The organism is Candidatus Methylospira mobilis (assembly GCF_009498235.1).
Lineage (GTDB): Bacteria > Pseudomonadota > Gammaproteobacteria > Methylococcales > Methylococcaceae > Methylospira > Methylospira mobilis.
In genome coordinates this window covers 3,823,992-3,846,105 of record NZ_CP044205.1, presented here as the reverse complement: position 1 = coordinate 3,846,105, position 22,114 = coordinate 3,823,992, and the positions used below count along the sequence as shown (strand labels likewise).

At 53.5% G+C, this 22,114-nt stretch carries 22 protein-coding genes, 1 tRNA gene and 2 pseudogenes; 5 read left to right on the top strand and 20 right to left on the bottom strand.

The features are described 5' to 3' along the window. Positions 1 to 82: 82 nt before the first annotated feature. From F6R98_RS17525 to F6R98_RS17490, 9 genes are all read right to left on the bottom strand, one after another. Positions 83 to 466: a hypothetical protein gene (locus tag F6R98_RS17525; protein WP_153250172.1), complete on the bottom strand. Its 384-nt coding sequence runs from the start codon at positions 464 to 466 to the stop codon at positions 83 to 85. 174 nt (positions 467 to 640) lie between these two features. After that, the gene (locus F6R98_RS17520; protein WP_153250171.1) at positions 641 to 1,921 is read right to left on the bottom strand and encodes a cation:proton antiporter; all 1,281 of its coding nucleotides are present in this window, start codon (positions 1,919 to 1,921) and stop codon (positions 641 to 643) included. Positions 1,922 to 2,049: 128 nt separating this feature from the next. Continuing rightward, positions 2,050 to 2,769, bottom strand: a complete 720-nt coding sequence (gene fabG / locus F6R98_RS17515) for a 3-oxoacyl-ACP reductase FabG (protein ID WP_153250170.1) — start codon at positions 2,767 to 2,769, stop codon at positions 2,050 to 2,052. Between the two features lies 1 nt (position 2,770). Continuing rightward, on the bottom strand, positions 2,771 to 3,229 hold the full coding sequence (locus F6R98_RS17510) for a 3-hydroxylacyl-ACP dehydratase (RefSeq protein ID WP_153250169.1): 459 nt from the start codon (positions 3,227 to 3,229) through the stop codon (positions 2,771 to 2,773). Next, complete coding sequence (locus tag F6R98_RS17505) at positions 3,223 to 4,029, bottom strand: beta-ketoacyl synthase chain length factor (protein WP_153250168.1); 807 nt, start codon at positions 4,027 to 4,029, stop codon at positions 3,223 to 3,225. The genes F6R98_RS17510 and F6R98_RS17505 overlap by 7 nt, the downstream gene beginning before the upstream one ends. After that, positions 4,022 to 5,224, bottom strand: coding sequence for a beta-ketoacyl-[acyl-carrier-protein] synthase family protein (locus F6R98_RS17500; RefSeq protein WP_153250167.1), 1,203 nt, complete (start codon positions 5,222 to 5,224; stop codon positions 4,022 to 4,024). Before F6R98_RS17500 ends, F6R98_RS17505 begins: the two co-directional genes overlap by 8 nt. A 31-nt stretch (positions 5,225 to 5,255) precedes the next feature. Continuing rightward, entirely contained in the window at positions 5,256 to 6,839 is a 1,584-nt protein-coding gene (locus F6R98_RS17495; protein WP_153250166.1) for a glucan biosynthesis protein, read from the bottom strand. A 469-nt stretch (positions 6,840 to 7,308) separates the two neighbouring features. Next, positions 7,309 to 7,497: a hypothetical protein gene (locus F6R98_RS21720; RefSeq protein ID WP_194270004.1), complete on the bottom strand. Its 189-nt coding sequence runs from the start codon at positions 7,495 to 7,497 to the stop codon at positions 7,309 to 7,311. A gap of 160 nt (positions 7,498 to 7,657) precedes the next feature. Beyond that, positions 7,658 to 8,421, bottom strand: a protein-coding gene (locus F6R98_RS17490; RefSeq protein ID WP_407079321.1) for an IS5 family transposase whose coding sequence is annotated in 2 segments (ribosomal slippage) — positions 7,658 to 8,206 and positions 8,209 to 8,421 — 762 coding nt in all. Because the reading frame shifts where the segments join, the coding sequence is not laid out codon by codon here. Positions 8,422 to 8,620: 199 nt separating this feature from the next. Here F6R98_RS17490 and F6R98_RS17485 point away from each other — a divergent pair. Then, positions 8,621 to 8,710, top strand: a tRNA-Ser gene (locus F6R98_RS17485). Positions 8,711 to 9,046: 336 nt separating this feature from the next. Here the strand turns inward: F6R98_RS17485 and F6R98_RS17480 are convergent. Both F6R98_RS17480 and F6R98_RS17475 read right to left on the bottom strand, forming a co-directional pair. After that, positions 9,047 to 9,370 carry a hypothetical protein gene (locus F6R98_RS17480; protein WP_153250165.1) on the bottom strand — a complete coding sequence of 108 codons (324 nt, stop codon included), beginning with the start codon at positions 9,368 to 9,370 and terminating at the stop codon, positions 9,047 to 9,049. A 100-nt stretch (positions 9,371 to 9,470) separates the two neighbouring features. After that, positions 9,471 to 9,893: a tyrosine-type recombinase/integrase gene (locus F6R98_RS17475; RefSeq protein WP_153250164.1), complete on the bottom strand. Its 423-nt coding sequence runs from the start codon at positions 9,891 to 9,893 to the stop codon at positions 9,471 to 9,473. 190 nt (positions 9,894 to 10,083) lie between these two features. On the opposite strand from F6R98_RS17475, the gene F6R98_RS17470 reads away from it, so the two are divergent. The 3 genes from F6R98_RS17470 to F6R98_RS17460 all read left to right on the top strand — a co-directional run bounded on the left by F6R98_RS17470 (position 10,084) and on the right by F6R98_RS17460 (position 11,476). Further along, complete coding sequence (locus tag F6R98_RS17470) at positions 10,084 to 10,440, top strand: hypothetical protein (RefSeq protein ID WP_153250163.1); 357 nt, start codon at positions 10,084 to 10,086, stop codon at positions 10,438 to 10,440. A gap of 159 nt (positions 10,441 to 10,599) precedes the next feature. After that, positions 10,600 to 11,133, top strand: coding sequence for a hypothetical protein (locus tag F6R98_RS17465; RefSeq protein ID WP_153250162.1), 534 nt, complete (start codon positions 10,600 to 10,602; stop codon positions 11,131 to 11,133). Between the two features lie 19 nt (positions 11,134 to 11,152). After that, positions 11,153 to 11,476 (top strand): hypothetical protein, encoded by a 324-nt coding sequence (locus F6R98_RS17460; protein ID WP_153250161.1) that lies wholly within the window; start codon positions 11,153 to 11,155, stop codon positions 11,474 to 11,476. Between the two features lie 149 nt (positions 11,477 to 11,625). Here F6R98_RS17460 and F6R98_RS17455 read toward each other — a convergent pair whose 3' ends face one another. The 7 genes and pseudogenes from F6R98_RS17455 to F6R98_RS17425 all read right to left on the bottom strand — a co-directional run bounded on the left by F6R98_RS17455 (position 11,626) and on the right by F6R98_RS17425 (position 17,768). Next, a complete protein-coding gene (locus tag F6R98_RS17455; RefSeq protein ID WP_153250160.1) occupies positions 11,626 to 12,195 on the bottom strand; it encodes a hypothetical protein in 570 nt (189 codons plus the stop codon). Between the two features lie 223 nt (positions 12,196 to 12,418). After that, entirely contained in the window at positions 12,419 to 12,862 is a 444-nt protein-coding gene (locus tag F6R98_RS17450; protein WP_153250159.1) for a DUF29 domain-containing protein, read from the bottom strand. A 102-nt stretch (positions 12,863 to 12,964) separates the two neighbouring features. Continuing rightward, positions 12,965 to 13,357 (bottom strand): hypothetical protein, encoded by a 393-nt coding sequence (locus tag F6R98_RS17445; protein WP_153250158.1) that lies wholly within the window; start codon positions 13,355 to 13,357, stop codon positions 12,965 to 12,967. Positions 13,358 to 14,026: 669 nt separating this feature from the next. Beyond that, positions 14,027 to 15,183 (bottom strand): annotated as a pseudogene (locus F6R98_RS17440) (IS3 family transposase). Positions 15,184 to 15,244: 61 nt separating this feature from the next. Next, a complete protein-coding gene (locus tag F6R98_RS17435) occupies positions 15,245 to 16,639 on the bottom strand; it encodes an ATP-binding protein (RefSeq protein ID WP_153250157.1) in 1,395 nt (464 codons plus the stop codon). Positions 16,640 to 16,642: 3 nt separating this feature from the next. Next, the gene (locus F6R98_RS17430; protein WP_153250156.1) at positions 16,643 to 16,819 is read right to left on the bottom strand and encodes a hypothetical protein; all 177 of its coding nucleotides are present in this window, start codon (positions 16,817 to 16,819) and stop codon (positions 16,643 to 16,645) included. A gap of 4 nt (positions 16,820 to 16,823) precedes the next feature. After that, a pseudogene (locus F6R98_RS17425) lies at positions 16,824 to 17,768 on the bottom strand (ABC transporter substrate-binding protein). 352 nt (positions 17,769 to 18,120) lie between these two features. Between F6R98_RS17425 and parE the strand changes: the two are divergent. Beyond that, the gene (gene parE / locus F6R98_RS17415) at positions 18,121 to 20,007 is read left to right on the top strand and encodes a DNA topoisomerase IV subunit B (RefSeq protein ID WP_153250153.1); all 1,887 of its coding nucleotides are present in this window, start codon (positions 18,121 to 18,123) and stop codon (positions 20,005 to 20,007) included. A 19-nt stretch (positions 20,008 to 20,026) separates the two neighbouring features. Here the strand turns inward: parE and F6R98_RS17410 are convergent, their stop codons facing one another. Continuing rightward, positions 20,027 to 20,785, bottom strand: coding sequence for an ABC transporter permease (locus F6R98_RS17410; RefSeq protein ID WP_153250152.1), 759 nt, complete (start codon positions 20,783 to 20,785; stop codon positions 20,027 to 20,029). Beyond that, the gene (locus F6R98_RS17405) at positions 20,782 to 22,020 is read right to left on the bottom strand and encodes an ABC transporter substrate-binding protein (RefSeq protein ID WP_153250151.1); all 1,239 of its coding nucleotides are present in this window, start codon (positions 22,018 to 22,020) and stop codon (positions 20,782 to 20,784) included. Before F6R98_RS17405 ends, F6R98_RS17410 begins: the two co-directional genes overlap by 4 nt. Positions 22,021 to 22,114 lie beyond the last annotated feature (94 nt).

Genomic DNA, 22,114 nt, shown 5'->3' with positions numbered 1-22,114 from the left:
GTATAAATAGTCCAGCGTGTTGAAGCGGTAACTTTCGAATTCGATACTGTTATGTTCGCCGAGGCTGATATCGGGCGCCAGACTAGCGTCGAATCTGACTTTCAACTAAGCCGATAAATCCCCGAAGCCAGCGAATTGAGTGGGATTGATGCGTCCATTTTTGCAATGGCGCTGCTTTTTCGCCGACTCCGCTCCCTTTGTAAAGTTCTTGTAAAGTTCGATTGCGTTCCGCATACTCCGGGTTGTCTTTGCGGTATTGACGATCATAACCGGGGTGGCGTTTTTTCCAGGCCTGCTGCGCTCGCTTTTGGTTGTCGCGGTAAGCAGGGTCAGTCTTTAGACTGTTTTTATGCCACAGTCCTTTGCGCTGCCGCTGGCAGCCGGGAGATGAGCAGTAAGATTGACGAGGTGATTGAGGGCGGGGTTGAAAAATCTGCTTGCACGCTGCGCAGTGACGGTTCCCCATAAAAAAACTCCATACACAAAAACGCGTATGGAGCATGTTATGCGCCACAGAGGGAGCAATTCAGCAATCCGACATTGACATGCCGTCATGGTTATGGGGATGAGCTTTGTAACTATTCAGCTATGCCTTTATTGCGGCTGCTCTGGGCAGGTTTTCAGCGCTTGTACTGGATAGTTACCAGTTTTTTTGGTGTCCCGGCAGCCACGCCCGCAAACCCGGCGTGGTAATCACTGTGCTGACTATCGCCATAATCACCAGCATCGTGAACAGATTGCGGGAAATGACGCCCAGATCCAGTCCGACATTGATGATAATCAGCTCCATCAATCCGCGCGTGTTCATCAGGATGCCGATGATCTTGGCTTGCCGGTTATCCAGTCCGCAAAAGCGCGCAGCGAGATAAGCGCCGCCGAATTTACCCAGCGTCGCCAGTACGATCAGCAGCACGCACCAGTCCCATTGCTCGGCGTTTTGCAGGCCGCCGATATCGGTTCTGAGGCCGCTGTAGGTGAAGAAGATGGGCAGGAAAAAAACCAGCACGAATTGCCCCATGCGCTCGCGCCACGCTCTGATCAGCGTCGCCTGATCATGCAGAATCACGCCCATGATGAAGCCGCCGAAAATCGCGAATATGCCCAGTTTGTAGGTTGCCATTGCCGACAGAAAAACCGCTATCAGTACGCCGCCGAAGACATTGTTCGAGAGTTCTCCGCGTTGCAATGAGGATTTGCCCAGCCAATGGCCGGCGACTGGTCTGACCGCAAAACACATGAACAGAAAAAATCCTATGACCCAGGCGATTTTGATGCCGAAGGACGCTGGTTGGAAGTGGGTCAGCGTCAGCTCGGTGATCAGCGCCAGCAACAGCCAGCCGACGACATCGTTGATCGCGGCGGCGCTGATGGCAATGACGCCCAAGGGTTCCCTCGTCAGTTTGAAGTCCATCAGGATACGGCCAAGGATCGGTAGCGCGGTGATGGAGAACGCGGTGGCGACAAACAGGGCGGAAGCTATCCGGTCGGCGTCGGGGGACAGTATCGGGGCAGTGTAGTACCCGAATGCCAGCCCGAGACCGAACGGCAGTATCAGGCTGGCGGCGGCTATGGCGAATACGGACTTGCGGTGCTGCGGTGCCGCGAGATGGGAAAAGTCGAATTCCAGGCCGATTTGAAACATCAGCAGTATCAGTCCCAGTTGCGACAGGATTTGTATCGGTTCAGGCGGCGCCGATTTGAATAGAAAAGCGAACAGATCGGGGCTGACGAAGCCGAGCAGCGAAGGCCCCAGCAGGATGCCGACGATGATTTCGCCAACCGCCAGTGCTTGACCGAAGCGTAACGCCAGCGCGCCGCCCACGCGTCCGGCCAGTACAATCGCGGAAAGTTGCAGCAGAGTGAAAAAAAGCAGCGCTTCGGTTTTATGAACGCCGACGGAAGCCGTAAGAGTGCTGGTCATGGTTTTATGCAGTTTCCTGGAAATTGATGTTCGGAGTTTGTCTTACCCGGCGGGAACGACAGGTATAAAATCAGTGGGGTTGAAACACCGGCATGTTGAATACTGGAAATTATCGTCGTCCGCCCCGTTCAAGCCATTCCCCCATTAATCGATAATATCTGCCCGGTGATATAGGCGGCGCGTTCCGAGCATAAAAAGCCGACCAGGTCGGCTACTTCCTGCGGTTTTCCCGCCCGTTTCATCGGCACCAGCCGGTTAATGCTTTCCGCATCGAAACTGCCGGTAATCATATCGCTTTCTATGATGCCTGGCGCGACGGCATTGACGGTAATGCCGCGCGAGGCCACTTCCAGCGCCAGCGATTTGGTTGCTCCGTGCAGAGCGGCCTTGGCCGCCGCATAATTGACCTGACCACGGTTGCCCATGATTGCCGCAACGGAACTTATATTGACGATGCGTCCCCAGCGGCTGCGGATCATCGGCATGATCAGCGGCTGGCTGACGTTAAAAAAACCGTGCAGCGATACATTGATGACGCGATGCCATTGTTCGGGGCGCATGCCCGGAAACACGGCATCGTCATGAATACCGGCGCAGTTCACCAATAGCTGTACCGGTTGGCTTTCGCATGATTTTTCCAGCAATTCGCGCGCGGCTTCGGCGTCGGTAACATCGAAAACCAGTATTTCAGCGGACCCGCCCGTCTCCCTGATGCGCGCGACGGTTTCCTGCGCCTTGTCGATGCCGCGATGGGCCTGCACAAAAACATGCAGCCCTTCCGCGGCCAGATGCGCGGCGATTGCGCTGCCGATAGCGCCGCTGCCGCCGGTTACCAGTGCCTTTTTCATACTATTTTCCGATCAACTCCGCATCCAGAATAACGGCGGCCCGGCCTGTTATCAGTAATCGCGCAACGTCGCACAGTTTAAAATCATAAATGACGTTACGGCCGTCGCCGCTGACGCGTGTCGCTTCAACCAGCAGATCGTCCTCGATATCATCCAGCCGGGTTACGTTGAATTGCACATTGCGCACGCTGACCAGCAGGCCGGCTTTTGGGGGCGCTGAGACTGTCGGGGCATTCTGCATCGTTGTCATCAACGCGCCGTGCAGCGCCATGGCTTGAGCCGCGAATTCAATGCCGCCGGCGGCGCCGAGGCGTCCGGAGGTGCGCATCGGGTTATTGCTGTCGCGGTGACGGGCTGTGCGGCAGCGCACATGGTCGAGGTCCCAGCTTTCTACTTTTTCAAGCAGGCACATTGCGCCCTGATGTGGAATATGCTCGATAATCCAGCTTCGATCTAGCATGGCGTCACTTCGACGCAGATACGCAACGAATCGAGGTAATCCAGGACAACCCGGCCGGGTTTACGACAGGCCAGCGCTTCGAGCAGCGGTAGCCCGCGTGCAGAGGGCGTGTGCCTTCGCAGGTTTTCCAGCTCCACATCCGCCAGCGATGACGGAGCTTCATCGGTGAATTGTATGGTCGCCGCCGCCAGGCTGTTGGCCAGTGGCCGGGGACTCAATATCAGCGCAATCCCCAGGGTGATTTGATGCGGGCGCTTTGCTTTCAGGGGCTCGGGGTATTCCGTGTCGTAGACGGTCAGCAGCACGTCGTTTCCGTCCACGGCTGCTTGTGCCGCCGCCTCCAGCAGAGCGGCGCCGAAACTGGCGTCGTAGGCGCACAGCAGGGTGGACGCGCGCATGGAGTGCGTTGCTATGCTCCAGTAGCCTGCCGCGGCATTGTTGACCGAATTATGAAAGCGCGTTGGCGAAATGCGGCTGTCGTCGGATGCCAGCGCCTCGCATATGGCATGGCAATTATGGCTATCGCCGCTGGACGAGCAGAACACGCTGGCGAGCTCCGTTGCGGCCAGTTGCGATGCATCCATGGCTTCCTGGCAGACGGCTAGAGCCAGTTTGACCGGCGTGCTGCTGCGCCTGCGCTCAGCCTGAGGAAGCTGCATGGGGCTGGGCAGGCTGGCGGCGCCTGGGAGATAAGCCTGCATGCCGTTCAGAACGTTCCGGCTTTCGCGCCAACTCGGCAAACCGGGGCCGAGCAGGCCTACTCCCGAAATCCAGACCTTCAAAGCGCTTTCCCTAGTCATGAGCACTGAAAATAAGGCAACAGTTCGAGCCGCCAAAACCGAATGAATTGCTTAGCGCCCGTAAAAACGGCTGTTTCCGGCTTGTCAACAGATAGTTCAGCGGCGGATCGGACAGCGCCTTCCGCGTATTGGGGCTGCCGGGCATAACGCCATGCCGTAACGCCAGCGCGCACACAACCGCTTCGAGCGCGCCCGCCGCGCCGAGGGTGTGGCCGGTCATGCCCTTGGTGGAGCTGCAAGGCGTCGCGCCGCCGAATAACGAGTACACGGCTTTGCCTTCGGCGGCGTCGTTGCTCAAGGTCGCGGTTCCGTGCAGGTTGATGTAATCGATTTCAGCGGCCGTCAGTCCCGCGCTGTTCAGCGCGGCTTCCATCGCCAGACGCGCTCCGCGTCCGTCCGGATGTGGCGACGACATGTGGTAGGCATCGCTGGATTCGCCAGCGCCCAGCAGTTTTACAGCGTCCGCATGGGAGAGCGGCTCATCGCCGGCGCGCGTCAGCAGTCCGAATACGGCGGCTTCGCCTATCGAGATACCGGAGCGCTGCGGATCAAAAGGGCGGCAGGGTTCGGGAGAGAGTAGTTCGAGAGAGTTGAAACCATGCAGCGTGGTCAGGCACAATGAGTCGACGCCGCCGACTACTGCGGCATCTATCATTCCGCTTGCTATCATGCGTTGCGCGGAAGCAAAGACCTTGGCGCTGGATGAACAGGCGGTGGAAACGACGCAGGCGGGGCCGCTCAACCCCAGGCGTGCGCGGACATAAGCGGAAAGGGAAAAGGAATTGTGCGTGCCGTGATAAACAAAATCGGCCGGCAATGCGCCGCTCAGCGGGTCGCGACGGCGGTACGCCAGTTCCGTTTGCAATATGCCTGAAGTGCTGGTGCCGAGAAAAACGCCGATTCGTTGCGCGCCATAACGTATCCTGAGCATATCTACCGCTTCTTCGAACCGGTCCTGGCGTAACCCCAGTTCGGCCAGACGGTTGTTACGGCAGTTGAATTCATTCAGCCCCGCAGGCAGCACGATGTCGTCAACGCCCGGAACTTCACCGATCCAGCTATCGAGCCCGGCCGGCAGAAAACGGGATGGCGACGACAGTCCATTCTGTCCGTTCAGCAAAGCCAGTAATGTCTGCTGCAGGCCGACGCCGGCACAACTGACCGCCGTAAAATGGCTGAAGTAAAGGGGCTTCACACTGCCGGGATCATGTTGAAAGCAGGCGTCATCACTGCTGACGGAATTGATAGAGCCAGGTTTCCGTCAGCGCTTCGCCGTTGCCCTGGATAAACAGACGCAACTCGGTTGCATCGGCGCTTTCCGGGATCAGATCGAACAACACGCGCCAGCGGCGCGTGCCGGGAACCGGTTCGAGGAACGCGCCTTCCACGCGTCCGCGCGAGGCGGTGATAACCGGAGCCGCCTTGACGCTGTCACCCCAAAGCGGGTCGAGACGCGGGCCGGCAAACTCCACTTCGAATTTATACACGCCTTGCGGGCGCGGCTTTCCGGGCTGCCCGCCGCGGCCGATGCGCGTGGCGACGCAGCGTGCCACATTGGCTGTGTAGGGTTCGTCGGCCAGCCAGTGCAGGCGGTAATGCAGTTTATACGAAGCACCCGCGGCAGCGTCGCCTTCGGGCCGCCAGTAAGCGCCTATGTTGTCGTGTATTTCGTCGTCTGTGGGCAATTCGATAAGCTGAATCGCGCCGTTGCCCCATGAATCCAGCGGTTCCACCCAAAGACTGGGCCGGCGTTCGTAATTGACGCCGTCAAGATAATGCTCGAAATCGCGGTCGCGCTGCAGCAGGCCGAATCCCTTGGGATTGCTGTCGACAAAGCTGGAGGTCACAGCAAAAGGCTGGTTGATCAACGGACGCCAGATGCGCTCGCCGTTACCGGACCATATCGCCAGACCGTCCGAATCGTGCACTTCCGGGCGCCAGTCTTCGATGCGGCGTTTGGCGGTGTCGCTGAACCAATACATGGACGTGAGCGGCGCGAATCCGAGGCGTTTCACGTTCTGACGCAGAAAAACCGCCGCCTCGACTTCCTGGACGATGCCTTCCGTGCGCCGGATCGTGAAGCGGTAGGCTCCGGTTACGCTCGCACCGTCCAGCAATGCATAAACGATGACCGGATCGCTTTCCTTCGCCGCGCCCTGAATATAGAACTCGGTGAAATAGGGGAACTCTTCCGGCGTCGGTTCGGCGGCGTCGATAATGATGCCGCGTGCCGATAGTCCATATTGATTGAGCGCGCCGATGCCGCGGAAATAGGAGGCGCCCAGAAACGCGATCCAGTCCTGGGTGCGCCAATCGGAATGATTGCGCGACTCCTGCAGGCGGAAACCAGCGAAGCCGGCTGATTTGTCTGTAAGCTTGTGCGCGACATTGTCGCGTGACATATTGAAATAACTGTTGCTGTACAGAATTTCGCGAGACTTTCCGGCCTCGACCGCATGCATCTTGATCGACTTCTGGAAAAACATGCCCAAATGGAAAAACGTCACCGGGTAAACCGATGGGCCGTCGGCAAACAAGGCGTGATCGGTGTTGTAGCGTATGTCGCCCCAGGCCTCGTAGTCTATTTTTTGCACCACGTCCGGCATCGGCTGCGGCGGCGGCACATAGGCGCCGGCGGACATCGCGCGCGCGCGTTCGATCAATGCCTCATGGCTGAACGGCTTGGACGAACCGAAGTTAACCGGCGGCTGGCCCGCCCAGGCAGGCAGCAGATGGCTTAATAACGGAGTTCCGAGACTCAAGGCTGCGCTGGTGCGCAAAAAACTGCGACGGCTGATACGGCGGGACATGGGCTAGTTATTCCAGGATTATTGGTCCATTCATCGTTCTGGGACGGCATTTTAAAACAGATGGGGCGTTCCGTGCTGCATGACCGGTAGTTTGACGGCAATGCCCGTATCCCCGGGTAAGCAGCATATCGCAAAAACGGCTGAAATGTTCGGATTGCTTGCGCCACGAACATATTCTATCTTAAGTTTTGGGTAACGAAAACGCCCATGCCGGGGCGGCTCGGAATTGGATATGGAGCGGCGAAGTTTTTACGATAGCGTTCCGGTTTGAGCTGCCTGCCCGAAAAAATCGCAAACCGCACTTTATGCCTGGCTTACGGATATGCCATGAACTTCTATGTAAGCGTTCAAGACTAACCGACGTGGAAGACACTTTGGCTCGTTTTCCAGCCCTGAAGCGTGTTGCTGGCGACACAAGCGCATATTTCCACGATAGTTAGACAGACACGCTTATCGAGCGCCCTGGCCGCTATTTTCTATCCAGCCTGTTTTCACAAATAGTTAAAGATGTTCTTAATGTAACACAACTGCTTAGTTCGGTCTTTAACGAAAACACGGCCAACACAGTATGCCACCACCCCCAAACAAGAATGCCGCCGCACAACAGGATGGCGATCAATTTCCCGCCCGCTTTCAGCGTTGCAGTTACGGTGGGCATCGTCTTCTCCTTCGCCATGGTTCATCCACTAGCGTATATCATATACCCGAACACCTCGCTCATGCCATGGCCGGTTATCGCGTCTTGTCCGCGCCTTGATTTTTACCGGCTCCTCCATGTTTATCCAGTCTTCCCGCTATCGCTTTTTATGAGAAGCTGCTCATAATCTTTTCAGTAATAACGCCAGGAAGGCCAGATGGATAAACTGCAAGCCGGTATTGAGCTCGCGCTCGCAGTTTTTCCATAAACGCCGGCATTTTTCCAACCAGGCGAAAGAACGTTCAACCATCCGGCGTTGAGGTATCACCGCAAAGGTATGTAGCTCGTTACGCCTGGCTGCCTGCACGGTTGCCCCCGGTTTTTCTTTAACCGCCCGGGCAAACGGTTGTCTGCTGTAACCGCCATCCACCAATCCGCTACGCACCTGCTGAAGACTCGAGAAACATCGATCGAAGGCCGCCAGCGCTCCCTGGCGATCGGTTACTTCCGCCGTGCTGACCGCTATCGCATGCGGCAGACCCTGCGTGTCCACGGCACTATGCCGCTTGATGCCGGAAACTTTTTTGCCCGCGCCGTAGCTTTTATGCCGCGCGCTATCCGTGTTCCTGACGCTCTGCGCATCGACGATCAAAAAGCTTGTCGAGGCGTTGCGCCCCTGTTTCATGCGGGCCTCGCCAACCTGATTTTTTAAAGCCCGCTCAGAGCGCTTATGCCTTCCGAATCAGGTTCGCTCCATTTGGCAAAGTATGAATGGACCGTGCGCCATTTCGGAAAGCCGCTGGGCGGCATTCGCCACTGACAGCCGGTCTTCAACAAGTACAATACGGCGCAGCAGGTTTCGTACCGATCGACCGTACGCGGTTTCGTTCGTTTGCGCACGCTTTCCAGGATCGGTTGGATTTGCTCAAAGGCTTCTTTACTGATATCGCTCGGGTATTTTTTCTCATTCTGCTATTTTACGACTTTTCAGGAAAAATCGTGAACAGCTTCTGAGGGGGATCAGTTTTACCGGTAGCTCATCTTCCAGGCCGGTAACCCGGCAATTTTTTAAACCGGGACACTGAAGTTCTCGCATACACTGGTACACGGCATATTATTGAGATATAATTAATAGGATAAATCAGGAGAGGTGGCAGAGCGGTTTAATGCAACGGTCTTGAAAACCGTCGACGGTTGATCCCGTCCGTGAGTTCGAATCTCACCCTCTCCGCCATTGGTTATCGTAAGTCATTGTTTGCATTATAAAAATAATGGCTAAATCCGATATTACCCATCTTTTAACCCATCATCGATACATGGCATATACATTGCATGTGCTGCGTCGGTGGGGTATCTTGTTCGATACTGTTGTACACAAAAATACCAGCACAAAACTGGCGCGGTTCATGCTTTGTGACACTAGCCGCCTATGGCCGACTCCATCGGCCATAGGCTACCACAACCCCGGTCATGGTTTTCTGAATGAGCAAGGGTTTTACAGCGGTAGGTGTTGCGGCCAATTTTTTCCTGTTTCAAAACCACAGTTATTACGTTTCCGGTTACGAAAGTATTACCCATCCCGTCCAGTGCTGTTTTCAGGGTAAAGGATGTCTTCGTATTTCGTTTCCAGTTCCTTTACCAGTCGTGCTACCACATCGGACAGGCTCAAGCCCCATGTATCCGCCAGCGTTTTGATATGCCGGTGCGTGGTGAAGTCTAGGCATAGTTCCACACGTTTGCCCTCCCGCTTCTGGTTAGACCGGTAGGCCTGCATGCGCTGGTTGTCGGTCTGATACTTGCGCGGTCTGCCCCTGCCTTTTGTTTCCAGTTCGTTTAATGGCTCAGGTGCTGGTGCTTGTGTTGTTTCCGTTTCCAGTGCGTTTAAGTCTGTCATGGTATCATTCCTTTTTAGTAACTGGAAACAATAATATCATGACTAATAAGTGCACTGGAAACGAAAAAGCCTACCCGGTGCCGGATAGGCTTTTGTCGTGTCACGTGTCACTGGCCTCAATCTGAAGCCTATCCGGCTTTGCCATTACAGGGCGCTCCGGTCTGGGTACGCTTCCTGTAACAGCTTCAAGCGCCGCTCGGTGTCTGCATCGCCCAGCGTGCCGAACCATGACACCACCCCGGCGGAAACCACCCTGAGGGGTCAGCCGGGCGCGCAACAACCCAGCTCGCCGCCGCAGCGGGTGGGTAGTCGAGAGGCCATTCTTCAGCCGCGTCACATGCAGAGTGTGCTCGTCCAAATCGACCGCGTTCAGTTTCAGCGCCAGGGCTTCCGACACGCGCAGCCCATGCCGGAACAGCATCACCAACAGGCAGCGGTCGCGCGCTTCGTTTCGCGTGCCCTTGACCGCCGCCAGCAGCTTTTCGATCTCGCGCCCGGTGAGGTGTTTTCGCTCGTCGTTCATTTTGCCTCATGTTTTGCAAAAAAAAGGCGCTACAACCCGCGCCGCGCCTGAGCCGTGCATTTTAACATGGGACAAAATGGCTCATTTTGTCCAATCTATCGACTACACCATAACCATTATTTTGCACATCATATAGAACATCATTAAACTAGTTATAGTGTGCAATCTTACTATTCAGAGTTTTACAAAAATGACATTAAAAGAGATAAGTAAATCGTTAGAAAACTCACTTATTCATGATAATGGGTTTCAGTACGAACTATACAAATATGAACTTGAAGAACTAACGGAAGAATTCAAGGCGTCATTGAGAGATGATAATGATGATTACATTTTCGCAGTATCGGCAAATGATCATGAGGTAGCAATGGTTTTAATTGGTAAATCAATGGATATGTATATTAACGATTCCGCAAAAAATAAACTACAGGAGTTATGGAATCGCAATTATATTAAAAATACAACAAAATTAATACCTGTATTTGCAAAGCTATTACATAACAATGAAATAGCAGTAACAGGGGTAAAAGTCGTTGACTTACATTAGACAAAACGGCACGATCTGTCTCATATTTTCCGATTAGATACTTCGTGCCGAAATTTCTATTATTCTAACAATGTGGATGATGTACAACGGTATATAATGTTCCTTCACCGCATTAGTACACAAATTGCCTATTAAACTATTTATACGACACAGACAAACATGACGGACCACATTGTTTATGCAATGATAAAAATATACGACAACGAAGCACATGCAGATGCTTTCCTGAATTATGGGGAAATGTTTTGTCGAACATTGGGTGAGTTCAAGAATGAAGGTGATGAACATAGACGTGATGAATATGAAGGGGTAACGGATTGGCATCAACCTGATCAAATAAAGCTAGCTATCACTTATCGCGACAAAAATGGAATAGAGAAAACCACCCCAATAGAAGAATTAGCTGGCCCTGTTATTACACAGAACACTGCTTATGATCCGATCAATTTATTTTGTATGTATGCAATAAAGGTCGAAGATTTTAAAGAAGACTATTCGACAGATGAAGAGCGTAAATCCGCCATTGAAAGAATAAACAAAAGCTTTGCTGAACAGACAAAAGTTAATGAAAAAAGCTTTGGAATGGGTAATTTTGCTGTGATGGTGACTAATGTTCCTGTATTTATGGAAAAAATAAGGAAAAATTTTTCTGATAATGCATATGAATTTCGTGATGGACTTGTTAAATACTAAGTGCTCAAGACTAACAGACGTGGAAGATTATTTTAGCTCGCTTTCCAGCCCTGAAGGGAGTTGCTGGCAGTACAAGAGTATATTTCCACGATGGTTAGGCGGACACACTTATGAGCCTGAAACATTTTATGGCAGCTTCAAAGGCATTGAACCTGTTTTTAGAAAGAGAAATATCTACTCTTATCAGAACGAATATAGATTTGCTTTTTATAATAAAAACAATGATATTGAAAATAAAATAATAAGGATTGGTTCTTTATCGGATTTTGCTAAAAAAATTCCAATAAAATTTCTTAATGAAATTAAAATTGAATTGTCGGGTATCACTAACAGTCAAGAATAATAGCAAAGGCGGTTTGCTGAGGCGCCACATATAGTACAGATTGGACGAATTGATCCGGACTGTCTAATCGTAAAACAGATCGTGCCGAAATGCCCAATATTTTCTGTTCGCATGCCGTCAATAAATAGTTGAGAAATTTTATTCTATTTCTAATCAACATATAATTCTGCTGATATTTGCTGCTGAAAGGCGATATATTTAGCACTTATCTCATCTTCTTCTGATGGTGTTTCGTAGAAACAGTTATCCCATTCATTTTCGCAATTATCATGTGCGTTTTTGTGTTCCCATAATGGTGTTTTTAATTTCGCATCAATTCCATGCCCCTGGAATGTAGAAAAACACGTATCCATAAGCTCCATAAATCTAGTGAAAAATAATTGAGAAAAGTATGGGCGATATGTGTGAATCTTCTTGTCGACATCTCGCTTCCAGGTAATGACTTCTTTGGGTGATACGTTCTTCCATTTGCCTACCCGCATACAGTAGCAATAGATATCATTAATTTTTGGCGCAACATCATCATATACGGCGATACGCTTCTCGATCAGTTTCTGATTGCGCCACTGGGAGTGCTCAATCTTCTTTGTGATGCGAAGTATCCAATATCCCAAAAAAGCCGTGATTATTGGGACAAGCAGGTTTGCAACAAGAGTAAGGTAGTCGCTCCAGTCTTTGGAGTTTTCGGCGAGCTTAATGACAATAGGTTCAACAGTCATGATTTTTCCGGACGTGATATGGATATGGAAAGTGACGGGTAAATGCCCCTCGATTTTTACACAAAAATCCGTTGGCGTGTAACGGCGAGTGAGGCGAGTGGACAAAATGAGCCATTTTGTCTCATGTTAAAATGGGCGGCCCAGGCGTGGCGCGGTGTGCAGCGATCTTTCACAACCAAACATGAGACAGAACGGCACACGGCGGCGCATTCAGCGTGACTGGTCAAGCCTCCGGCCAGAAATCAGGATTTAGAATCTGATCCATCGTCCACGGGTAGTCATCAGGTAAGTTTTCAAGTCCTGTTTCTGCAATGGCTTGTGCTTTTGCTTTCTTCCATATGATGCTTAGCCATTGGTCGTCATTTAAATTTTGTTTCAGGCTAGGCATTTTTTTTAGTACGTAGGCCGTATCTTCTCGTTGTGCTTCTGTTGTCAGCCTCCAGCTATTTCCTTTGCGCTCTGGCTGATATCGCCATTTCAGCAAATGCGCTATTAACACAGTCATGCGGCTTGCCAGTTCTCTTTGTTCGCTTCTGCCCACGTCTTCAATTTCGTCTGCAATGTGCTCAATGTCCAGTTGTGAAAACTGACCGGCGCGCAGTAATTGCGCCTGTTCGTTTGCCCAGGCGATCACGTCGCCGTTGTAGTTTGCCAGGACTGTGCTCATAATGTTGGCTCCTGCTTGGTTGCGGCTATCGTTCAATGTGTAACCTGTTTTGGCCGTGCGCTTCTGGCAAGCGCCGGAAGGCGGATAAGTATTTATCTTTCATCAATACCCCTTGATGATGTAGTACCCGCCTTCAAAAGGCTGCTTGGTGTCTACCTGGACACACAAGCGCTTTTTTTCGTCGCAGGTAGTGAGTTTCGCCCGTCCGGCGCGTTTCTCCCAGTCTTCGGCCTGCGCCTGCAATGTCGCAACCTCGGCGCTTAAGGTCGCGACCTGATCGCGCATATGGGCGGTTGTAGCCCACGTTACCGCCAGCACGCCCAAAATACAACCCGCCGTAGCGCCACCGCAACCAGCGCCCATTTCCAGCCAAACGCGGACACCGCGCCGGTTAGTTGGCCGGTCGCGGCGTCTGCTTGTCTGCGCGGCATCGGATAACCGGCCTATGACCGGCTTGGCTGCCGATTCCAGGAGTGTTGAGGCTCTCCGGCGCACGGCGCGTGTCACCTCGCCTGCTGCACACTGCCTGTGACCTGAGCGAGTGCGGCGCGGTTCCCTTGCCAGCGCACCCCGCTCGGAGGCCCGACCGTCAAGCGCGGTCTATACCGCTTTTTTGTGATGCTCTTCAGCTACGGTTCCGACACCCGGCCTTGATGCTTCCAGGCAGCGCAAAGTTTGCGCCGCTGGTGCCGGGCCAGTCAACCAGCAGACCAAAGAAAAGGCCAGCGTTTCGTCCGGCCTCCTTGCTTAAATTGCGGGTTTACCTACACCTGTCAGGTATCGCAACATAATTTCGTTGAGCTATGGCTACCAGACGCTGATGCAACCAGGACAATTCATCTGTCACCCCGTTCAAACCCTCACGCCGTGGTGTAGCTCCAAGTCTGCTGATGTCGCTGTCTTTAGCCCAACGGGCTGTTGGTAGTATGCAGATAATGAAGTCCTCGCCGTATAGCAGCCCTTTATCGTTGATACCCTTAGCTAAGCAGTTCTCAATAGACTCTATGGCATGTTTGATGAGTCGGCAAGTTCCGGCGGCATCCGGGTAAGGAAGTATCTTGCCGTGTAGGCGGACGTAAGCTTCCGCGATTTCTTTCAGAAACTGGATGTCCTCTTCTACGCTCCACTCATAGCTGATGTGTCAACACTTTTCCGAACACAAAGTTAAGCAGTTTTAAACTGCAATTCGTAGTCCACTGGCGACATATACTCGTTGGCCGAATGAAGCCGCTCCCGGTTATAAAAGACTTCAATATATTCAAATATACTCTGCTTGGCTTGCTCCCGAGTTTTGTAGTTTTCCTGATAAATCAGCTCTGTTTTGAGCGTATGAAAAAAACTTTCCGCAACGGCATTGTCCCAGCAATTCCCCTTACGGCTCATACTTTGCCGAACACCGTGTTGCTTCAATAACATCCGATGACTTTCCTACGCGTATTGACTGCCGCGGTCGGTATGCCAGATCAGGCCTTTTTCCGGCTTACGCTTCCAAACCGCCATCAAAAAGGCATCGTTGGCCAACGCAGTGCGCATATGTTCAGCCATAGACCAGCCTACGACTTGGCGAGAATATAAGTCGATTACCACCGCTAAGTACAGCCAGCCTTCTTGCGTCGAAATATAGGTAATATCACCCACGTAAGCTTGGTTGGGCCGCTGGACGCTAAACTGGCGACCCAGAAGATTGGCTGCAACCGGCAGGTTATGCTGCGAATTTGTGGTCGCCTTGAAGCGGCGCCGGGTCTTACAGCGTAAATCGGCTTGTCGCATCAAGCGCCCAATTCTTCGGCGGCTCAGATGGATATCCCTCTTTCCCAATTCTATTTTCAGCCGTCGTGTGCCGTAGCTCCCGCGGCTTTTTTTAAATAACGTGCAGATTTTATCCGACAGCTTAGCGTCAGACTTTTCTGTGACCGACACAGGACCCTGTAGCCACGCATAATAAGCGCTACGGGAAACCTTCATAAAACGGCACATCGCTTTCGCTGAAAATTCATCGCGGTGTTGTTTGATCCAGGCGTACTTCACCGTTGTTCCTTGGCAAAGTACGCTGCCGCCTTTTTTAATAAATCACGCTCCTCCTTCAAGCGGCTGTTTTCCAGCTTTAGGCGCTTTAGCTCCCCGTACAAATGCTCGTCGGTTCGGACTGCCTTATCGTTCGCCTGAGGCCGGCTGTATTGATGAATCCAGGTATAAAGCGTATTCGGATTAATACCCAACTCTTTCGCCGTCTGCGCAGCCGGTTTGTCCGACTCATTCGCCAGCTTAACTGCCGAGGCCTTAAATTCTGCTGTATAGGTTTTCGGTTTTTCTTGACTCATTTCTGACACACTCTCCCTTTTCGAGGTAGTTTATCTGTGTGTCCGGTTTAGTGTAGCCACTTCATACCGCCCTGGCTTGTCTCAGCGGCAAAACGATCCGAAACAGCGATCCCTTGCCCGGCGTACTTTCCAGCGTAAGGTTGCCGTTCATCATCTGCACAAATTGGCGGGTGATGGTCAACCCAAGTCCGGTTCCCTTGTTCATTCCCTGTTCGCCCAGTTGCACGAACGGTTCGAATATGCGTTGCCGATCTTCCCGCTCGATGCCAGAACCCGTGTCCTCGACTTCGATCAGCAGGTGTGAGACGGCGTTGTTTCCGGTGCCCAGGCGTACGGTCACACCACCGTGTTCGGTGAATTTGATGGCATTTCCGACGAGATTGATCAGTACCTGGCGCATACGGGCTTCGTCGCCGACCACGTAGCGTGGAAACGCCGAAGTCTGCTCAACGAGTAAGCGTATATGCTTTTCCGTGGCCCGTACCTGCATCATTTCCGTAACGTCACGCACCATGTTCCCCAAATCGAAGGGTGCGTCTTCCAGCTGCACTCGCCCGGCCTCGATCTTTGCCATTTCGAGTACGTCGTTGATCAGGTTTAACAGATACTCGCCGCTACGAATAATAATGTTAAGGTTCGCGCTCTGGTTGTCGGGCATTTGCGCCGTTCGCCGCATCATGCCGGAGAAACCGAGTATGGCATTCAGCGGCGTGCGAAGTTCGTGGCTCATATCGGCAAGAAATACGCTTTTGGCCTGATTCGCCGCTTCGGCGGCATTGCGGGCCAAAACAAGGTCTGCCGTGCGTTGCTGGACTTTTTCTTCGAGATGGTCTTTATAGCGCCTGAGTTCTGCTTCCATCGGTTTGCGCTCGGTGATTTCCGCTTCGAGCCGTCTGGTGAACTTCTGCAACCTTTCGGTCATATTGTTGATGGAGCGCGCCAGTTCGGCGAACTCGTCGCAGCCGCCGGACTCGATGCGGAAATCGAGATCGCCGGCGGCAATAATTCTTGCGCCGTCGTGCAGCGGCTCCAGGTGCTTGTGAATGAGCCTGCCGAGACGCATCGACGTTATGCTGGTGGTAAAAGCCAGTGTGACGGCAAACGGACCGATAAGGATGGTCAGCAGTCTGTAAGCCTGCTCAACACGCCGCGCGCTCGTATTTTGCCGGGCCATGACGGTATCGCGGAATATGATGGACTTCAGCAGCAGTTGACTGGAGAGCCTTTTGTCGAGTTCTTCATAAACAGGGCGGTTGTCTCCGGCTGTTTTCAATACATCGGTATTGTTGACTATGCGATAGAAAATATTTCGGCTTTCTGCGATATTTCTGCGCAGTTCGCCCAGAATTTTCCTGTCTTCCCGGCGATGATATTGCCTCTCGGCTTCAATGAACAAGCGATCGGCGGCTTCGATGTTTTTGTCCCATAATGTGCGCGAGCGGTCTTCACGATACAAAAATTACTGGTCCCTGATGGATGTGCGTTCGAAGAAATTGGCCGCGATTGTGTTGGCAAGAATGTATTCGTTTTTTGCGCTCTTGAATTTGATGAAGGCCCAGGCGAGTACAAGCGCCAGTGCCGCCAGGGCGGTCATCGTGACGGTTGAAATGATCTGGAGACGAGCAATGATGCGCATGAATCTAATGATCCAGTTTGACTGCTTCCGGTTTGACCGCCATAAGTCCGTATAAATAAATGAAATTCAGGTAGTCGGGCATGACCGTCCGGTCAGTCAGCCTGTTTTTTATTGCCCATCTCGTTTCATCTTCCAGCGTTATCAGCAGCGTTTGATCAAGCACGACGCGATAATCGAAGGCGCTCCAAACGCTGCGAATGAGGTTTTTATCCACATTCGTTGCAACGGACATGATAGTCTGTGCTTTGTCCGGATGTTGTGAAACGAAGGTCTCCGCCTTGATCAAGGCGCGCAGTACAGGCTTGACCGTTTCGGGGTTATTGCGGACGAAATCCTGCTGTGCGACAACATTGAATAACTCGGTATAAGTTTCTCCGTCGAAAAAAGCCGTCCCTTCCGGCCCAAGCGTCCGGATGATTTGCGTCAATGGGTAGTTCCAGGTGTTGGCCGCGTCAATTTTTTTCGCCATGATGGCATCCAGCATTTCTTCGGGAGCCAGGGCAACGGGCTTTATATCGTTGCGGGTAAGGCCGTTTGCGGTTAACAGCGAGTCCAGAAAAAAATCTCCCGTGGTGCCGGGGGTCGTTCCTATGCGTTTTCCTTTCAAGTCGCCCTGTGTCTGGATGCCCGCGTCCTTTCTCGCTACGACTGCATGGTTCGTGGTGCTTTAATCAATGTTGGCGACCACGAAAATTTTTTCCCCCTTGAGTAAATTGAACATGACCGGCGTTTCTCCGGCTGTCGCAAAGTCGGCCTTATGGTCGAGGACCGGCTGCAGGACGGCCTTTCCATAGGTATGCAGCAGCGGCTGAACATCAAGTCCTTCCTCGACAAAGTACCCTTTTGCCACTGCGACATGAGCGAGGGTGGATTGCTGCTGAAAAGTATAGGAGAAAGTAATTTTGGTTGGCGGTTCTGCGTTTGTGGCCGATATCGCCTGATAAGTCATGAGCATTGCGGTGAACAGTATATTGACAAATATTTTCCACATGAGATGCTCCTGTAGACCCTCGTTATCGTGTACGAAATCCGCACAGGTAAAAATCGTTCTCGGGTTATTGAAAACAATAAAACTTCGCAGGTCATCTTGGGATACCACGCCTGTAACGAGCATCGGCTTTGGGCTCTATTCGAAAAAGTGTAATCCTGTCAATGGGGAACAGCTTTCTGTGCATTGTTTACCTCATACACGAAGGCGTGAGCGCATATCCCTCCTTGTGTATCATATGCCCGGTAGCGGCGCTGTCCGCGCCGCTACCGGGAAGTCGAATCATTCAAAATACAGGCATAAACACGACCAAATGACAGAAGCCTACAACGCCGCCGCCATCGAAGTATTGAGCGGCCTGGACCCGGTGCGCAAGCGTCCCGGCATGTATACCGACACCTCGCGCCCCAACCATCTGGCGCAGGAGGTTATCGACAACAGCGTGGACGAGGCGCTGGCGGGATACGCCAAAAACATACACGTCCAACTATTGGCGGACGGCGGTGTGCAGGTCAGCGACGACGGCCGAGGCATGCCGGTCGATATCCATCCGGAACACGGCGTTACCGGCGTCGAGCTGATTCTGACGCGGCTGCACGCCGGCGGCAAGTTTTCCCATAAAAACTACGAATTTTCCGGCGGACTGCACGGTGTCGGCGTTTCGGTGGTCAACGCGCTGTCGGCACGCCTGGAAGTGGAAATCCGCCGTGGCGGGAAAACCTACGCGATGCATTTCGCGCAAGGCGAAAAGCAGTCCGAATTGACCGAAACCGGTACCGCGCGTGCACGCGACAGCGGCAGTGTGGTGCGTTTCTGGCCGGAACCGCGTTATTTCGATTCGGCGCGTATTTCGGTTTCAAGGCTGAAGCATCTGCTGCGCGCAAAAGCGGTGTTATGTCCGGGATTGAGCATCACGCTGCAAGAGGAAGCAAGCGGCGAAGAGACGGTATGGCGTTATGAAAACGGCTTGCCGCAATATCTGCTGGATCAGGTCGGCGACCTGGAGTGCCTGCCGCCGGAACCGTTTACCGGCAGCATGACCGCGCGCGGCGAAGCGGCGGACTGGGCGGTGGTTTGGGCCGATGGCCTGCGCGAATCCATCAACGAGAGCTACGTCAACCTGGTTCCGACCCCGCAAGGCGGCACCCACGTCAACGGTCTGCGCACCGGGCTGACGGAAGCGATGCGCGAATTTTGCGATTTTCGAAACCTGTTGCCGCGCGGCATCAAGCTCGCTCCCGAGGACGTATGGGAAAAATGCCAGTTCGTGCTGTCGGTGAAACTGCGCGAACCGCAGTTTTCCGGGCAAACCAAGGAGCGTCTGAGTTCGCGCGAATGCGCGGCCTTTGTTTCCGGCGTGGTCAAGGACGCATTCAGTTTGTATCTGAACCAGCATCCGTCCGTTGGCGAAAACGTTGCCGCCTGGGTGATAGAAAGCGCGCAAAAACGCCTCAAAGCCAGCCGTCAGGTGGTGCGCAAAAGGGTGACCAGCGGCCCGGCGCTGCCCGGAAAACTGGCCGACTGCTCTTCACAGGACACCAGCCTGACCGAGCTGTTCCTGGTGGAAGGCGACTCTGCCGGCGGCTCCGCCAAGCAGGCCAGGGATCGCGAGTTCCAGGCCATCATGCCGTTGCGCGGCAAGATCCTGAACACCTGGGAGGTGGAGTCGGAACAGGTGTTGGCGTCGCAGGAAGTGCACGATATCGCGCTGGCGCTGGCGGTAGACCCCGGCGTTCCGCAACTGCAGAACCTGCGTTACGGCAAGGTTTGCATCCTGGCCGACGCCGATTCCGACGGCAACCACATCGCCACCTTGCTGTGCGCGCTGTTTGTGCGTCATTTTCGTCCGCTGGTTGCCGCCGGCCATGTGTTTGTGGCGATGCCGCCGCTTTATCGCGTCGATATCGGCAAGCAGGTGTATTACGCGCTCGACGAAGCCGAAAAAACCGGCATTCTCGATCGCATCGAAGCAGAAAAAATCAAGGGCAAGATCAACGTGCAGCGCTTCAAGGGGCTGGGCGAAATGAACCCTTCGCAGCTTCGGGAAACCAGCATGAATCCGGATACCCGGCGGCTGGTGCAACTGACGCTCAGCGAGGGAGACAATACCGATCAATATCTGGACTTGCTGCTCGCCAAAAAGCGCGCGCCCGACCGCAAAGCCTGGCTGGAAGAGAAAGGGGATTTGGCTGAGGTTTGACTCTGAACAGGTCGGAAAATTACCTTTGGTGTATCCAGCAACGATGCAGCCGGCGTGCGAGATGATCCAGAAAAAAACCCAAACAGCCGATGACGAGAATTGCCGCCATCAGTTCCGAATAAGCCAGACGGTCGCGCGCGTCAAGGATAAAATAACCGAGACCGGCGGAAACGCCGAGCATTTCGGCAGGCACCAGAACGATCCAGATAATCCCGATTGCAAGCCTTGTCCCGCTTAGAATGGATGCGGTGATACCGGGAACAATGACCCGGCAAATTGTCTCGCAACGCGTGGCCGACAGACTGCGCGCCAGTAGTAGCCAGTTGCGATCCAGCTGAGCCACCCCTGCGGCGGTATTCAGCAGTATCGGCCATACTGCGGCGAAGGCGAGCAGAAAATACACGGGAGCATCGCCTACGCCCAGCACCATTACCGCAATCGGCATCCACGACAGAGGCGAAATCATGCGCAGGAATTGAAATAATGGCGTACTGGCTTGCGCGAACGCGCGCGACATGCCGGTTAGTATCCCAATTGGCACGCCTATTGCTAGAGAAAATAGCAACCCGACGCCGACGCGCTGCAGGCTCACCGCGATATGCTCCCAAAATAACGCGCTACCCAGCAAAACACCGAGCGCATGCGCGGCCGCGAGCGGAGCGAAATGCGTTGCAATAGGCGTTATGTTTGCCATTGCCAGGCTACCCGCCGTCCACAACAGGGCCGCAAAGCCCAGGCCTGTCAGCGGCAAGAAAATGCGTGCGCTGATGACCCTCATACCGCGATGAATTCGCGGCGCTGCAAATCAGCGGACAAACCGAAGACCTTCGGACCGCCAACCGAGCGAATCGCTGCTCGCACGAAGCTGTCATCTATCAGATCCTTGGCCACAAAAGCCGGGTCGAGCGAGGCGAGAAACTGGTTGTCGCCTTCCATGCGCGTGATAAGCAGGCTACGCACCAGTTCCTCTGTGTAGGACGGAAAGGGATAAGGCTGAAAGTCGATCCGTTGCTGGAGCCAGTCTTTGTTGTGGATCACGCCGGAGGCTTCATAGCGTGCATAATCCGTAGCGGAAAATACCTTGTTCAGTGCTTCGAGCGGATGAGGGGTGTAATGGTTGTCGGCGTTGGCGGATAGCAGTCTGGCCGTATCAGGTCGATTGTTGCGCGTCCAAAGTTGCGCTTTGACGATGGCTGATGTGACGCGTTGCGCCCACTCGGGGCGCTCGCTGATATCTCGCTCGGCAAGGAAAGTAACGCAGCAGGCGTGGTCTTTCCATACATCGCCGGAGAAGCGCAGTACCTTGCCGATGCCGTTGGTTTCAGCAGCTGCGTTGAACGGATCGGCAACGATGAAGCCGGCAATGCTTTTTCCCGCCAGCGCCGATGTCATTTCCGCAGGCGGCAACACCACCACGTTCACCTCATTGGCCGCCAGAGCGCTGCCGCGCACCCTGGTTACTGCAACCAGTCCGTCAGCGGTTAGCAGTTTCTGCAACAGGACGTTATGGATGGAATACCAGAAGGGTACGGCGACGGTCTGACCGGCAAGGTCGGAAACGGCCCTGATATGGGGCGCGACAGTTAGCGCGGAACCGTTCATGTGATTCCAGGCCACAACCTTAGCGGGAAACTTTGCGCCGTAACGTACCCATAGCGTTGCCGGTGAAAGCAGATGGATCACATTGACTTGACCGGAGACGAAAGCTTCGACGACCTGCGCCCAGCTACGGAACATTCGGGGCGTTTCAGTATGCAACCCTTCGGTTTCGAACAGTTTGCGCGCATGCGCTACCAGTAAAGGTGCTGCGTCGGTGATCGGGAGATAGCCGATTTTCACCGGCACATCGTCACCCTTGAAACTTTGCGCCGTCGCATCGCCTATCCTAAGCAGCGGCGCGGCCAGCGTAGCGCTTGCCAATGCGGATAAACGCAAAAAATCTCGCCGCGTCATTCCGCAGCGGCAATCCGGGCTGGCGCAGACATGGAGTTGAGAGCTTGTGTTTTTTTTCATCGCGTTTGTATTACCTCGGCATATCTTGTGTATTTGGCTATAAATTTCTTCCCTGTGTATCCAGGAAACTTGGCGGATGTGGCGCTACATTTAC

Coding starts and splice junctions, on each gene's coding strand:
- fabG (WP_153250170.1), bottom strand. CDS start 2,769: ATGAAAAAGGCACTGGTAACCGGCGGCAGCGGCGCTATCGGCAGCGCA.
- F6R98_RS17465 (WP_153250162.1), top strand. CDS start 10,600: ATGACGGACCACATTGTTTATGCAATGATAAAAATATACGACAACGAA.
- F6R98_RS17505 (WP_153250168.1), bottom strand. CDS start 4,029: ATGACTAGGGAAAGCGCTTTGAAGGTCTGGATTTCGGGAGTAGGCCTG.
- F6R98_RS17410 (WP_153250152.1), bottom strand. CDS start 20,785: ATGAGGGTCATCAGCGCACGCATTTTCTTGCCGCTGACAGGCCTGGGC.
- F6R98_RS17520 (WP_153250171.1), bottom strand. CDS start 1,921: ATGACCAGCACTCTTACGGCTTCCGTCGGCGTTCATAAAACCGAAGCG.
- F6R98_RS17495 (WP_153250166.1), bottom strand. CDS start 6,839: ATGTCCCGCCGTATCAGCCGTCGCAGTTTTTTGCGCACCAGCGCAGCC.
- F6R98_RS17470 (WP_153250163.1), top strand. CDS start 10,084: ATGACATTAAAAGAGATAAGTAAATCGTTAGAAAACTCACTTATTCAT.
- F6R98_RS17455 (WP_153250160.1), bottom strand. CDS start 12,195: ATGACTGTTGAACCTATTGTCATTAAGCTCGCCGAAAACTCCAAAGAC.
- F6R98_RS17405 (WP_153250151.1), bottom strand. CDS start 22,020: ATGAAAAAAAACACAAGCTCTCAACTCCATGTCTGCGCCAGCCCGGAT.
- F6R98_RS17475 (WP_153250164.1), bottom strand. CDS start 9,893: ATGAACGACGAGCGAAAACACCTCACCGGGCGCGAGATCGAAAAGCTG.
- F6R98_RS17525 (WP_153250172.1), bottom strand. CDS start 466: ATGGGGAACCGTCACTGCGCAGCGTGCAAGCAGATTTTTCAACCCCGC.
- F6R98_RS17450 (WP_153250159.1), bottom strand. CDS start 12,862: ATGAGCACAGTCCTGGCAAACTACAACGGCGACGTGATCGCCTGGGCA.
- F6R98_RS17510 (WP_153250169.1), bottom strand. CDS start 3,229: ATGCTAGATCGAAGCTGGATTATCGAGCATATTCCACATCAGGGCGCA.
- F6R98_RS17480 (WP_153250165.1), bottom strand. CDS start 9,370: ATGACAGACTTAAACGCACTGGAAACGGAAACAACACAAGCACCAGCA.
- F6R98_RS21720 (WP_194270004.1), bottom strand. CDS start 7,497: ATGCCCACCGTAACTGCAACGCTGAAAGCGGGCGGGAAATTGATCGCC.
- parE (WP_153250153.1), top strand. CDS start 18,121: ATGACAGAAGCCTACAACGCCGCCGCCATCGAAGTATTGAGCGGCCTG.
- F6R98_RS17430 (WP_153250156.1), bottom strand. CDS start 16,819: ATGCGCATCATTGCTCGTCTCCAGATCATTTCAACCGTCACGATGACC.